13 protein-coding genes and 1 pseudogene are annotated in these 13,352 nt (G+C 62.5%); 10 read left to right on the top strand and 4 right to left on the bottom strand.

Annotated features, from left to right (window positions below; translation table 11 throughout):
* Positions 1 to 39 precede the first annotated feature (39 nt).
* The gene (locus ACXPWS_RS15765) at positions 40 to 1,332 is read right to left on the bottom strand and encodes an NtaA/DmoA family FMN-dependent monooxygenase (protein WP_458713305.1); all 1,293 of its coding nucleotides are present in this window, start codon (positions 1,330 to 1,332) and stop codon (positions 40 to 42) included.
* A 362-nt stretch (positions 1,333 to 1,694) separates the two neighbouring features.
* On the opposite strand from ACXPWS_RS15765, the gene ACXPWS_RS15760 reads away from it, so the two are divergent.
* The 3 genes from ACXPWS_RS15760 to ACXPWS_RS15750 all read left to right on the top strand — a co-directional run bounded on the left by ACXPWS_RS15760 (position 1,695) and on the right by ACXPWS_RS15750 (position 5,568).
* Positions 1,695 to 2,288: a 3,4-dihydroxy-2-butanone-4-phosphate synthase gene (locus ACXPWS_RS15760; RefSeq protein WP_458713304.1), complete on the top strand. Its 594-nt coding sequence runs from the start codon at positions 1,695 to 1,697 to the stop codon at positions 2,286 to 2,288.
* A gap of 187 nt (positions 2,289 to 2,475) precedes the next feature.
* The gene (locus tag ACXPWS_RS15755; RefSeq protein WP_458713303.1) at positions 2,476 to 4,524 is read left to right on the top strand and encodes a primary-amine oxidase; all 2,049 of its coding nucleotides are present in this window, start codon (positions 2,476 to 2,478) and stop codon (positions 4,522 to 4,524) included.
* A 432-nt stretch (positions 4,525 to 4,956) separates the two neighbouring features.
* Complete coding sequence (locus ACXPWS_RS15750; RefSeq protein ID WP_458713302.1) at positions 4,957 to 5,568, top strand: TetR/AcrR family transcriptional regulator; 612 nt, start codon at positions 4,957 to 4,959, stop codon at positions 5,566 to 5,568.
* 75 nt (positions 5,569 to 5,643) lie between these two features.
* Here ACXPWS_RS15750 and ACXPWS_RS15745 read toward each other — a convergent pair.
* Positions 5,644 to 5,836, bottom strand: a pseudogene (locus ACXPWS_RS15745) (IS630 family transposase); the annotation flags it as partial.
* Between ACXPWS_RS15745 and ACXPWS_RS15740 the strand changes: the two are divergent.
* Positions 5,780 to 5,977, top strand: coding sequence for a hypothetical protein (locus ACXPWS_RS15740; protein WP_458713796.1), 198 nt, complete (start codon positions 5,780 to 5,782; stop codon positions 5,975 to 5,977). The pseudogene ACXPWS_RS15745 and the gene ACXPWS_RS15740 overlap by 57 nt on opposite strands.
* 27 nt (positions 5,978 to 6,004) lie before the next feature.
* Positions 6,005 to 6,370, top strand: a complete 366-nt coding sequence (locus ACXPWS_RS15735; RefSeq protein ID WP_458713556.1) for a LysR substrate-binding domain-containing protein — start codon at positions 6,005 to 6,007, stop codon at positions 6,368 to 6,370.
* 413 nt (positions 6,371 to 6,783) lie between these two features.
* Here the strand turns inward: ACXPWS_RS15735 and ACXPWS_RS15730 are convergent, their stop codons facing one another.
* On the bottom strand, positions 6,784 to 7,413 hold the full coding sequence (locus tag ACXPWS_RS15730; protein WP_458713301.1) for a TetR/AcrR family transcriptional regulator: 630 nt from the start codon (positions 7,411 to 7,413) through the stop codon (positions 6,784 to 6,786).
* Positions 7,414 to 7,922: 509 nt separating this feature from the next.
* Here ACXPWS_RS15730 and ACXPWS_RS15725 point away from each other — a divergent pair.
* From ACXPWS_RS15725 to ACXPWS_RS15705, 5 genes are all read left to right on the top strand, one after another.
* On the top strand, positions 7,923 to 8,135 hold the full coding sequence (locus ACXPWS_RS15725; protein WP_458713300.1) for a hypothetical protein: 213 nt from the start codon (positions 7,923 to 7,925) through the stop codon (positions 8,133 to 8,135).
* Positions 8,136 to 8,214: 79 nt separating this feature from the next.
* The gene (locus tag ACXPWS_RS15720; protein ID WP_458713299.1) at positions 8,215 to 8,865 is read left to right on the top strand and encodes an MspA family porin; all 651 of its coding nucleotides are present in this window, start codon (positions 8,215 to 8,217) and stop codon (positions 8,863 to 8,865) included.
* 26 nt (positions 8,866 to 8,891) lie between these two features.
* Entirely contained in the window at positions 8,892 to 9,416 is a 525-nt protein-coding gene (locus ACXPWS_RS15715; RefSeq protein ID WP_458713298.1) for a hypothetical protein, read from the top strand.
* Positions 9,417 to 10,088: 672 nt separating this feature from the next.
* On the top strand, positions 10,089 to 11,252 hold the full coding sequence (locus ACXPWS_RS15710; RefSeq protein WP_458713297.1) for an acyl-CoA dehydrogenase family protein: 1,164 nt from the start codon (positions 10,089 to 10,091) through the stop codon (positions 11,250 to 11,252).
* The gene (locus tag ACXPWS_RS15705; protein WP_458713296.1) at positions 11,249 to 12,394 is read left to right on the top strand and encodes an acyl-CoA dehydrogenase family protein; all 1,146 of its coding nucleotides are present in this window, start codon (positions 11,249 to 11,251) and stop codon (positions 12,392 to 12,394) included. The genes ACXPWS_RS15710 and ACXPWS_RS15705 overlap by 4 nt, the downstream gene beginning before the upstream one ends.
* A gap of 176 nt (positions 12,395 to 12,570) precedes the next feature.
* Here ACXPWS_RS15705 and ACXPWS_RS15700 read toward each other — a convergent pair whose 3' ends face one another.
* Positions 12,571 to 13,341, bottom strand: a complete 771-nt coding sequence (locus ACXPWS_RS15700) for an SDR family NAD(P)-dependent oxidoreductase (protein WP_458713295.1) — start codon at positions 13,339 to 13,341, stop codon at positions 12,571 to 12,573.
* Positions 13,342 to 13,352: the final 11 nt, after the last annotated feature.

Below are 13,352 nucleotides of genomic sequence, written 5' to 3'. Positions count from 1 at the left end.
TGAGATGCGCATCTGAGCGCACCTCGGCCTGCGGCGATGTCAGAATTCGTGCAGAACGTCGCGCAGAGTCGTTCCGCTGTACTCGGTTCGCACTACGCCCGCTTCCTGCAGTGCCGGGATCAACTCGTCGGTCAGCGTGGCCGTGTGACTGGCCAGTCCGCTACCTTCGATGAGGAACCCGTCGCCGCCGACCTCGTCCATTGCGGCGATCATCTTGTTGGAGATTTCTTCAGGTGTCCCCACGAGATTGAGCCCGCTCATGCCGTTTCCGAGCCCGAGCGCCTCGCGTAGGGTCATGCCGAGACGCCCCTGCTCCTTGATGTAGGCGAGAGCGGTTGTGTGTCCTCCGGCCACCATGTCCTGGTCGGCGGGCCCGTCGAGGTCGAACGTCGAGAAGTCGATATCCATTGCGGTGGAGGCCATTACCAGGGCGTACTCGTCCGCTGATTTGGACGTGATCGGCGGCGGCGCGCTGATGTCGGTGAACTGCACAGGTGTGAGATAGACGATCTTGCAGTCATCGGGATTGCGCCCGTAGGACTTCACGCGAGCTCGTACGTCCTCGCGGAACTCCTTCATGCCGTCGATGCCGCCGGCTGCCAGGCCAACGATGATCTCCGCGTACTTCGCTGCGAAAGCGCGCCCTCGAGGCGAAGCGCCGGCCTGACAAATAACCGGCTTCACCTGGGGTGAGCGGAGGGTATTGAGGGGGCCTCTCGATTTGTGGAACTTACCCTCGAAATCAATCGTGTGGACCTTTGTGTGGTCGACGTACACGCCTGTTTTCAGGTCGGCGACGAGGGCACCTTCCTCCCAGGACTCCCAGAGTTTGATCGCAAGCTGCACATACTCATCGGCCGCGTCGTACCGCACATCGTGCGGCAGAAGGGCATCCAGTCCGAAGTTACGGGCAGCGTTGGTCTCGCTCGAGGTCACCACGTTCCAGCCCACTCGCCCTCGGCTCAGTGAGTCGACGGTAGAGAACAATCGGGCGAGCAGAAACGCCGGATAGAAGCTCGTCGACGCGGTGGCGACCACCCCGATGTGATTGGTTGCTTGCGCCATCAGCGGCAGCAACGGTATCGGGTCCAGCTTCGGGGAGTAGACCGCGTGCCTCAGGTCTGTCTCCATCGAGCTGCCGTATGTCTCGCCGACGGTCAGCGTGTCTTCGAAGAGTATGAAATCGAACTTTGCACTTTCGAGCCGCTTCGCGAGATCGATGTGGTACGAGCCGTCGGGCCAATCGGCACCGATCGTCTTGTTGGTATCGAGCGCCCACGCGGGTACGCCGAACTTCGTGAAGTATGCCAGGTGAAACTTATTGTGACCCACGGGTATCCAACTTTCAGGTAGCCAACTCTTGCGCTCTGGATAACAGCGGCTTACGCTAACACACACCCGGACGATCGTCCGGGTGTGTGAAATGACTGCTACTCGAGGCGACAGATTGGAATGTCCATGACACTCGCGTGCGCCGTTCAGGGTGAAGCTTCCTGTGGAAAGTGCTCGCGCAGTGCCATTTCGGCAGTGCGGCCATACTCGCAACTATGGATGGCAGCCACATTGGAGTGTCCATGTTTGGAGACACGCAGCGTTTGCACAGTGGACAGCTGGCACTCAAAGATCGGCGTGCGCGGATCTGCACCGCTCTCGGATGCTCCGTTCTAGCCAATGGCACTCCAGTTAGGACTGCAATGAGCACCACCATCGTTGTCAGCGACCTTCGCCATGCCTGTCGGGTGTTGGCCGACGGGGGAGCGGTCGTGTTGCAGGACAAAGCAGTCGATCCAACTCAGGCCGCAGTCGTGTTCGCAGCGGCGCGAGCGACGACACGAGTTGCGGCCTTTGCCATCCGGCATACGTCCGGCCTGCTGCGGGTGGTAGTGCCACACAGTCGCACGATCGAACTCGACATCCCCTCCATGGACTCGTCGTTCAATTCAATTGAGCACGCATGTGTAGCCGTCGACGCCTCCGAGGGCACAACCACCGGAATCTCTGCTGCGGACCGGGCGCTGACGGCGCGGGTGCTGGCGGATACATCCACTCGCGTCAGGGATCTGCTGCGGCCCGGTCATCTCGGAGTCACCGCCATCAATCCGAAAGCGCCAATGATGACGTTGTCGGCCGCCGCCATGCACCTCGTGGCGGTCGCCGGCTGCGGCGAAGCTGCAGTGATCTCGGACTTGGTCGGTGTCGCTGATCCGACTGGCCTGGCCGTCGGTAATGAAGCGTATGCCTTCGCGGCCGAGAACTCGATGCCGTGGCTGATAGCGGACAGCATTTGAGTACCCGTAGTCGGCGCCGTTGCGCGGGTGGTTCGGACATTCGCCTCGGTCAAGATCACTGGCCGACAACATATTTGGTCTGTCAAGGCGACGGCGACATTCGACGCCGCGTCGTCCGCGCTGAAGAGCAATATCCACACTGCCGAGAATCGTGAATTTCAAACGAACAGATCTAGGAGAGTCCTGAATGAGTACCACCGATATCGAGCGAGCTGTGGCGTCCGAGGTGCCGCCGTCTGTGGCACATCCGTTGGCGTCCCTGAGTGTCGCAGAGATCGATTCGATCCGTAGCATCGTTCGATCCCAACCCGGTTTTGTCGAGGGCACCCTGTTTTCCTATGTGGGTCTTGAGGAACCGTTGAAAGCCGAGGTTTTCGGCTGGGAAGCCGGGGAGGCGCCGCTGCCCGACCGTCGAGCCCGGGTGTGGCTGTTGGACCCAGCGTCGGGCGTTTCCACCGACACCATCGTCTCGCTTGGGTCGAGCAGCGTGCTCAGTACCGCGGTGATCGACGGATCCAAGGGCCAGTTACCGGTCTTGGATTTCGAAGCCATCGCCGGGTTGACGGCTCTGGCTGGCGATCCGCAGTGGGTGCAGGCCCTCGCGTCGCGTGGTTTGACCCCGGCTGACGTGCAGATCGTGCCGCTTTCAGCAGGGCACTACGGTTACTCGGACGAAGAAGGTCTCCGAGTCGTCCGCTGCCTGGCCTTCAAGCAGGACCATCCCGCCGACCACGTCTGGGCTCATCCCGTCGATGGCCTGTCGGCCTACGTCGATGTTCACAACGGCGCCGTTGTGAAAGTCATCGACAAACATCTGTACGACGTGCCTACCGAGAGCGGCAACTACGACGACCCGTTGGTACAGGGTCCGGCGCTCGAGGGCCTCAAACCGATCGAGATCACCCAGCCGGAGGGCGCCAGCTTCGTCGTGGACGGCGAGCACATCGCGTGGGGGAACTGGAAACTACGCATTGGGTTCGATGTTCGCGAAGGGCTGATCCTTCGTCAACTGACCTTTGCCGACCAGGGCGTCGACCGGCCCATCATGTATCGAGGGTCGATCAGCGAGATGGTGGTTCCCTACGGTGATCCGCGGCCGAACCGCTTTTGGCAGAACTACTTCGACTGCGGTGAGTTCCTCTACGGACGCTTCGCGAATTCGTTGTCATTGGGGTGCGACTGCGTCGGCGAAATCAAGTACTTCGATGCCGTGTTCGCCGACGAACTCGGTGCTCCCTCGGTCGTCGAGAACGGCATCTGTATGCACGAGGAGGACTACGGCACCCTGTGGAAGCACACCGACATCTTCACCGGCGCCCGCGAGGTACGTCGGTCACGCCGGCTGGTGATCTCCTTCTTTACCTCCATCGGCAACTACGACTACGGGTTCTTCTGGTACCTCTACCTGGATGGCACCATCGAATGTGAAGCCAAACTCACCGGAATCGTGTTCACCTCGGCCTACCCGGGTGACGGCGAGGATGGCAGTCCGTTCCCGTACGCCTCGCATATTGCCCCGGGCCTGGGTGCGCCGTACCACCAGCACCTGTTCTCCGCCCGCCTCGACATGACCGTCGATGGAGTCGCGAATGTGGTCAATGAGGTTGATGCGGTGCGGTTGCCGGTCTCGCCGGAAAATCCGCACGGCAACGCATTCACCAAATCGGTCACTCCGATCACGTCGGAAGCCGGGTCTGGGCGTCTGGCCGACAGCAGCAAGGGCCGCGTTTGGCAGGTCGCCTCGACTGATAAGACAACCCGACTCGGCCAGCCAACCTCGTATGTGCTGCACCCCAGCGCAGCACCGACCCTGATGGCCGACCCCGGCTCGTCGATCGCGAAGCGCGCCGGGTTCGCCACGAAGAGCCTGTTCGTCACCAAGTTCGACTCGACCGAACGCTACGCCGCGGGCGACCTGGTCAACCTCAACCCTGGTGGCGATGGCCTGCCAGCGTTCATTGCTGGCGATGAGCCACTCGTCGGCGAGGACCTAGTCCTTTGGCACACCTTCGGACCGACCCACTTCCCCCGCAACGAAGACTGGCCAATCATGCCCGTCGAACACGTCAAGTTCACCCTCAAGCCCTACAACTTCTTCGACAGGAACCCTGCACTGAACATCCCCGCACCCGAAGGAAGTGAGCACTGCTCCGCCCACACGCCGGCCCCTGGCACGACCGAACACGAGCCCCCCGTTCGCGGACCCCACGAAGAGCACCCCGCGCACGACGGGTGAGCGGCGCCTGCGCCAACAGCGCGATGATCAGGCATATGCCGTCGCGCAGCGCATTGTGACGGGGGGAGCCGACGCGCGCATTCGCTGCCACCTACCGATAACGTGCCTACGTCGGGTCCGGGCGGCACGGGCGTGAGATCGTGTGTGTGAGCGGCTATTTGAATGATCGCACCGTGTCGTTGTACAGGCCTCGGGCGATTGCCCACCCGTCTACGGGGCGAGGCTGTTCCTGCGTTGAGGACCACCGCTGTGCACCGGGCGACGCGACCACCCGGCCGTTGGCCGTCGATTCCCTCCGGTAGGGCCAGGTCCGTGCCCTTTGCTGACTGGTTAGAATGTGCCACGACGAGTTCGCTTGAGCCTTCGAAGAACGACTGATCAGCCCGGACTCCCTGGTCTGTTCGATTTCTTACCTCGATAGGAGGCGCGGGGATGGGTTACGTGCGTGAGTCGGTGCGCCGAGCCCTGACTTCAGATGCCGCGATTCGGGTGATCGGCCGAGAAGGTATCGGCGCAGCGTCGCTTCGGCGGATTGCCGAAGAGGCAGAGGTGCCCCTGTCGAGCCTGAATCATGTGTATCCGAGCAAGCAGTCGCTGTTCGAGGATGCATGGGAGCGCGTTTATGAACTTTTTCTCCGCATCGTCGACAATGTGGCTGAAAGCCGGCCGGCCGATCTCGAAGCGGCGGTCGCGTCGCTGATCCTTGCCCTCATAGACGGAATGCAGGCAGGGGCCGGCGAGGGGTCGGGCGACGGGTCCGAGCTCGTGCACACCCAGCGCGCGCAGTACGAGTTGTATCTATGGGCCGTGCGGTTACCCGAGCAAACCAAGCTCGACAACGACTACAATCAGAACAACGCGCGAATCGCGGAGTTCCTGGGTTCTTACGGTCGGAATGGAGTCGATGTCCAGTTCCTGGCTGAACTCATAACCGCTATCGCGGACGGCTTGATCTTGCAAATCTTGGCGGGAAGCTCGTCCGAAACGATCAAGAAGAGGATTGGCCCGCTGGTAGAAGGACTGATCTCTGCCTGCACCGACTAGTGCACCGTCCGCGTTTTGATCTGGTGGCGGGTGGCGCGGCCGCGTCGGACTTTGGTGATGATGCCTTCTACGGGGGAACAAATCGATCGTGCCCTTGCGCTTGTAGTCATGCGTCATCCTTCCCTCCCGGCCGGGCTTCATCGGCAGCGACGGTTGAGTACGGTCCAACGCTTGGCACTGGCGTCTTCTCATCGAAACTGAACACCACGGTTTGATCACAAGGGCCGCAGCAATCAACGTTGAGATCGTCGCCCGCGACATCGACCAACCAGCGGCCAAAGCCCCCGAGCTACTCGCCGATCACGACATCGTCGTCGCCGACCGCGACGAACGCGACACGGCGACCTGGGGGCACAGATTTACCACCACCTTCTTGATGCGTGAACCGCTCGACCTGGTCCTACGCTGAGACCACCACCTCGCCGACGCCGACTCCATCGCCCTGCACGAACTCGCGCACTGCCCATGGATCAGCGTGGAGATCGGACGCATGGGCGACGACGTCATGCGTTCCCTCGCCGTCATATCCGGCGTCCAACCACGAATAGTCCAGCGCATCAACGACTTCCGAGTCGTCGAAGAACTCGTACTGGCGGGGCGTGTCGGCATCGCCCAGCTACCCCGACACGCCCCGACAGCCCGCGAACTCATTCGCCGGCCCGTCGACGGCATCAACATCGCCCGCCGAGTCGAGGCGATAACCCGCACTGGCGCCGCCAAGCGCCCCGCGATCGCCGCAGTCGTCGACATCCTCACCCAGGTCGCACAACATGCAGCAGGACCCGAGCCAACCCCGCGATGACCTTGGCAAACGGCGCCGCCCGCTGCAGCGCCACCCACGACGACCAATCTCGCCAAGCCATACCGCGCATCGACGAACTCCCACAGGCAAGGCCGCGCGGTGGCTTCGGCAAATCCCAGCGGTTATTTGGGAATCGTGAACGTCGACTTTGCGGCGCTTACGAGGTCAGGTTCGCCCCCGAGAATCATTCGCGTTCGCCGCAAGGTGCTGTTCCAACGGTGGTCCCAATGCAGGCCCGGCATTTCCAACGGGGTGCGTTCCTGCGTGATGGTCGCAATGACATTGCACCACTACCGAATTAATCGTTGGCGACTCGGCCGATGCGGCTATGAGGGCGACGCGTCGTCGACAAGCCGCCGGCGCGGCTGGCGCCGGGAGGGCCGCGCACTATCGGCCGGACGGACTGGGCTAGATCAGTTTCTGCGGCGGCGTGCCGTCGGTGACGGAGGAGCGATTTCGGGCCGGATCGCCGCCTCGACGATCTCGATCACGGTGTTGGTGAGTTCTTCCGGGCTCTCAGGCTGCACGGTGTGCCGCCACACTCCGTGATACATCGACAGACCAATTACCGTGTCGAATATGGCGTCGGCTGACGGGCGCGCCGGGATGGCATTCTTCGCGACGGCTTGGGCGTGGGCAATCTGGAACTGCTGCCGGAGTGGATCCTCGCCTTGATGCACTACCCGGGCATATCGCGCGCTGTCTCGGTCGTAGTTCGCGATCAATCCCGGAAGCGCGGCCCGGGTGACCGGGTCGGTGAAGTAGTCGACGACCGCACGAACTAACTTGCCCAACGAGGCATGAAAGTCGCCGTCGGCGCCGAAGTCGAGCGGTGGCCCCACATATCCGAGTGCACTCTCCACCAAGTCGACCTGGGTGCTCCATCGGCGGTAGATCGTCGGAGCGCCAACTCCTGCCTCCCGCGCCACCGCCGGAATGGTGGTCGCCGCGAAACCCTTGTCCACCAACAGTTTGCGCACCGCTATGCGTACAAGCTCGTCCTTGGCCGGATCCCGGGGCCGCCCGATTCGTTCACCGCTCATCGTGTAAGTCAGGTTAACAGCACACACCTGTTGCGCAGCTCACATCCCGGTGATACGTTCTCCCGAATAACGTAATGGATGGTCAGCATTTCGGTGGACTTCCGAGCCGCGCGCAGTGCTGGCGAAAGGCGGGCTCAGGTGATCAGTTGATGACCGCACGGCCGAAGATCGATTCGTTGGACGGAGATTTCTACGGTCGTGACGGCCGAGCGAGGTGCCGGTAGATGCGAACCAATGCTCCGGTCCTTCGCAGCCACAACGACGTGGCGCCACAGGCGATTCCGAACGCGGAGAAGGTTGCACCGTTCTCCGATGCCGAGGGGACGCGGTCGAGTTCTCCGCGGTTGTGCGAACTCCGACAATACTTCCCCGAGACTTTGGCCCTTTACCCATCGTGCCCGCAACCGTGGGACCACGACGCTTCTGTAGTCGAGGAGAGAACGTGCCAATGAACACTGCGGAGACGGTAGAGGAACTCGCACCCCGCTTGACCGGAATACGTCACCTGGATGCTGATGGTCATCGCCCAGTCGATTGGCGGCGCGCTAGGTGTCTCGGTAACGGCCGACATCCTGACTGCCGGCACCGATGCCACGACCCAAGTCCCCAGCGAAGCCGCAATCGCACTCGCCTGGTTCGTCTGCGCTGGATTTAGCGCTCTGGTCGTTCTGGGCGCCCTTCTACTGGCGCTCTCAGATCATCGCAAACCGACGCTGGATTGAACCTGGGTTGACTCAGGTGTTTTGAATTCCGTTGCCGCGCCCCACGGAGGGCGAAAGTGATTATGGAGGAACAGATGTGATGATTGGTAAAAGATTGTTCGCAGTCGTCGGGGTGGTTTCGGTGGCGATGTGTCTTGGTGGACCTGCGCCGGCCGGCGCCGAGCCGATGGCGATGGCGCCACAGTTCTATGAGAAAGTCTCCCGCGATGGATGGCACCTGACAATCAGGATCGACAACGAGACCATCAACCCGGTGCCAAACCTGGCTAACGCGTCCAACTCCCGTGAGGGATTCGTCACCGCGTCGGCGACGGCCACCGCGACCGGCGGGGGGAGTCCTATCACCGACAGCCTGTTCATTCTGGGATACCAGCTCGGATGTCAGTCAGATGTGTCGGCGGGTCTGAACTTCGGCGGGACCGCCGGCATCGCCCCTTCGGCGGCGGTGGGCACTGGATTCGGGGCCCCGGATGGTGCCAGCCTCGGATTGGGCGGCGGACTTGCCGGATACGTACAGACGGTCGTGCAGCCGGGCGTCATCGTCGATCTACCCATGACCAACATGGTGCTCAACGCGGGCGGGGACTCGATGCTGGACATCGACAATCTGCACATCAAGGCCGACGCATGCGGCGGCGACGTCACCATCCGCTCCTATGCCTACTTGCGGATATCCACCGCCGAGGCACACACCCAGTTCGCCATCTACGGCGACCCCACCAAGATCTGACCCCGAGCCAGAGAGGCCACCCGACCATGACCGCACCACAGCTGTACAGAATAATCAAGGCGGGCACAATCGCCCTGGGACTGTTGGCAATTCATCCGACACGGGCCCAGGCGGATACGTCGATTCTGCCCTACCCGCCGCCCTACGTTCAGAGCACCCCGGCCATCGGGTACCCCGGCGCAAGCGACTACCGGCCCTACATGTACTTCACGCTCGGACCGCACACGAACGACACCCGCGGAGTGAAGACCGGCACGAACGCCGATCCGGCTCAAGCCGCCGTCGGGCTGCCAAACAGCAAGCTCGGAGCAAGCCCTGGCCAGCCTTATCAACTCACCGCGGCCAGCGCCCGAAACTTCATCAGCGCGGGGGTGAACCCGCCGCAGCCGTCCGCCCCCGGGGTTAGCACGGCCGGCGGTAGCCCACCAGCCGCCCTCGAAAGCGCCACAGGCGAACCGCCCAAGACTGCCGCGCTTCCCGTGGAGTCCGCCGCACCCGCCACCGACGCCTACGGCATCCCGCTGCCCGCAAGCCTTCTCGAAGGCCCGTAGGTCTAGGGCTTGCCCGGCGGCACGGTCAACGATGATCACCCACCAACGCGAGCGAATTCACGGGCACCACCTAGAAAATCGGCGCTCGTCCGCACACCCCACCCGCGGTGTCGGAGGAACCAAAGAAGTACGACCGAGAGTTCCGTGAAGGAACCGTTCGGCTCGTGCGTGAAACGGGTAGAGCCGATCGTCCAGGTTGCTCGGGATCTGGGTGTCAACGAAGGTACCTAGATCACGAGGATCTCAAGCGGTCGCGGTGAGGTCGCTGCTCGGGGCCGTGATCTGGCGGGACGACGAATCCGAGCGGGGTCACCTTCCAGACCGATCACGCAACGCCTATACCGCAAGCGATCTCATTAAGTCGTCTCGTCAGGAAAGGGATCGAAAGTGGATAAGTTCGATCGTGCATCGATAGCGCTGCCGACGTGTCGTTTTCCGCTGCGCGGGAACGGGAGATGCTGTCCTGCAGTGGGTTCCGTGATACTGTGCTGGCGCAGGCCGTAGTCGTCGTGTCCTGCTAGCCGGTTCACAACACCGTCGCCGGCGAGGCGGACGTTGCGCGAAGAGTCGACTTCGTCTCACTCATCGAGGCAATGCGTGTGGCCTTCACACACTCACACCGCGTCGATTCCCCGGTGACCGCAGGGAATCGACCAGAAATAGGAGAACCTCGTGCAAGACGATCGTCCCGCCGACCTCGAAACGCGGGTACAGACGCTGCTCGAGCGCCATCCACCGTCGGCCTGCGGTGCCCACGACTTTCTGGGAGCACGCTTCGACGCCGGGCTTGCCTGGGTGGGCGCCCGACCCGAGGACGGCGGCTGCTCAGCCGATCCCGCCCTGCAATCCTGGGTCGAGTCACGGCTCGCAGCGGCCGGTGCGCCAGAACCGTTCGCCCTCAACCCCATTGGCCTGGGCATGATCGCGCCAACCCTTTTGGCACACGGAAGCCCGGCAATTCGAGGACGCTACTTGCGTCCACTGTTCACCGCGCAGGAAATTTGGTGTCAACTCTTCAGTGAACCCTCCGCAGGCTCCGACATCGCAGGCCTTGCGACGCGCGCACGTCGCGACGGAGCCGACTGGCTGGTGGAAGGACAAAAGCTTTGGACGTCCTACGCGCAACAAGCCCGCCGTGGCCTGCTGATGGCGCGCACCGACCCCGACCAGCCCAAGCACGCGGGTCTAACAGCATTCGTCGTCGACATGCATGCGCCCGGAGTAGATGTGGTGCCCCTGCGTCAGATAACCGGTGATGCCGAGTTCAACGAGGTGTACTTCACCGATGTCGCGGTGCCCGACGGTGACCGAATCGGCGACGTCGGCCACGGCTGGCAGGTCGTGACCACCACACTGATGAACGAGCGCACCGCGCTGGGCGGCGCCATGTCCAACAGAGTGGGAGCCCCAGGCGATCGAATAATCGACGGCTATCGCGCCGCCGCTGCCCACGAACTTGGCGACCCGGTTCGTCGTGACCGCTGCATCCAACTGTGGACGGAAGCCAATGTCGTCGCACTCACCGTCGCGCGTGCCAGCCAAGCGGTGGCCACAGGCGCAGAGGGTCCGCACGGGTCGATTCTGAAACTGGCTGGTGCGGAACACAATCAACGCGCATCGGAGTTCATCCTCGACATCGGAGGCTTGACCGGCGTGGGGGCCGACACCGGCAACACGATGACGGCCGCAGCGCGCGGCTATCTGCGTGCGCGAGCCAACACCATCGAAGGCGGTACCTCGGAGATTATGCGAAACATTCTGGGCGAGCGCGTACTAGGTCTTCCCGCCGATGCTCGAGTCGACAAGAACATCCCCTGGCGCGACGTGCCTCGATGACCATCACCCCGACCAAGACGAAAGCGATCCAGCCGATGATATCCACGGAAGAGCAAACCCACCTGCGACAGAGCGTCGGTGAATTCCTGGACAAGAACAGTCCCGAATCGGAAGTCCGCCGCCTGTCGGAGAGCGCCGAAGGATTCGATCGGGCGGTCTGGCGGAAGATCGGTGGCGAACTCGGCTTGACCGGGATTCACATTCCCGAGCGATTCGGAGGTCAGGGCTACGGCTACACCGAACTTGAGGTCGTACTGCAAGAGATGGGGAAGCGCCTGTACGGCGGCCCGTTCCTGGCATCGGCAGTCTTGGGTTCTGGAGTACTGCTGAAATCTGGCAACGAGATTGCAATGGCCGAGTTCCTGCCCGGCATCGCGTGCGGGGAACTGATCGCCACGGTCGGCTTTGGAGATGCAGATATGCGCCACCGTTCGACCGAGCCCCTCGAGGCAACCGAATCCCACGGGACGCCTGTCCTTTCGGGTTCAATCGGTTTCGCCCTTGACGCCGATGTCGCTGACGTGATTTTCGTCTTCGCAACTTGGCGCGGTGTCGTTGAGCTGTTCGCCGTTCACGCCTTCGCGCCGGGCATGCAGATCACTTCCGTCCCTTGCTTGGACGCCACCCGCCGCTTCTTCGCGATCGATTTCACTGACGTCCCCGCACAGCATATTTCGACGACTCGATCAGCGGCCGATGTGCGCTCCGACGTCGTCAACCTGGCTTGCATCGCGCTGGCTGCGGAGAGCATCGGCGGAGCATCGGCGGCCCTGAACCAGGCTGTCAGCCACGCCCGCGGCCGCTTTCAGTTCGGCCGAGCGATTGGGTCGTTCCAGGCGATCAAGCACAAGTGCGCAAACATGTTGGTCGACGTCGAACTGGCCACATCAGCCGCCGAACACGCTTGTCGCTGCGTCGACGAGGAGCCTGACAACGTTGCCATGGCGGCGGCGATGGCCAAGGCCTTCGTCGGCGAGGCATACGTGAGGGTGGCCGCCGAAAACATTCAGATCCACGGAGGGATGGGTTTCACCTGGGAACACCCGGCACACCTGTACCTCAAGCGCGCTAAATGCGCACAGTTGATGTTTGGAGATCCCATACAGCAGCGGAAGACCCTTGCCGGGCTTCTCGGCATCTGAGGGTCGCGCGCGGCTCCGATGTGCGCCATCGTGAACGTCTTGCCGAGGGCGTGATGATCATGTCGACTGCCCGCTGAGGTCGAGAATCGAAATGCGCCTGGGGGATGGGGTTGCCCGGCCGGACGCACCGCGGGGATGCGTCATCATCGCGTCATCCCCGCCGCGTGTTCACGTTTCTAGTGCGGGACCAGTCCGCCGTCGGCCAAGATGACCTGCCCCGTGATGAAACTCCCGGCGTCAGAGGCCAAGAGCAAGGCTGGGCCGACCATCTCGTCGACGGATGCGATGCGACGCATCAGCGAAGCCGACTCCATCGCACCGATGAACTCCTGCGAGTTCTTCCGCACCATTTCCGTGTCAACGCTGCCGGGGGCCAACGCGTTGACCCTGATACCCCGGGCCGCATATTCTGCGGCCATCGACCGAGTGAAAGACATCAGGGCCGCCTTCGCGGCGGCGTAGATCGCAACGTTTGGCGAGAACATGAAAGCACCAGCCGAAACCACGTTGAGCACCGAGGCGTGAGATGACTGCTCTAGGTGAGGCAATGCCGACTGGACGAGGAACACAGGTCCACGAAGATTCACTGCCATCGACTTGTCGAACGCCTCAGTCGTCATGTGGCCCAGCGGCTGCGCTAGCGGGTTCGCGGCATTGTTCACAACGATGTCGACAGCACCAAAACGGTTCACCGTCTCTTCGACCAGGGCCGAGACGGACGCCACGTCGCCCAGGTGGGTCGGCACTGCGAGTGCTTGTCCGCCCAATCGCTCCAAGTGTGCAGCCGCCTGCGCGCACGCATCCGGTTTACGACTAGCGACAACGACATTGGCTCCGGCGCACACGAACCCCTCGGCGATACCGAGACCAATACCTCGACTCCCGCCTGTCACGATGGCGGTGCGTCCGGTCAGGTCGAACAGTTTCGACAGAGCAGTCTTGTTCAATTTACTCACTC

It is taken from the genome of Mycobacterium sp. BMJ-28, assembly GCF_054404835.1.
This window is presented reverse-complemented; position numbering and strand designations above follow the sequence as displayed.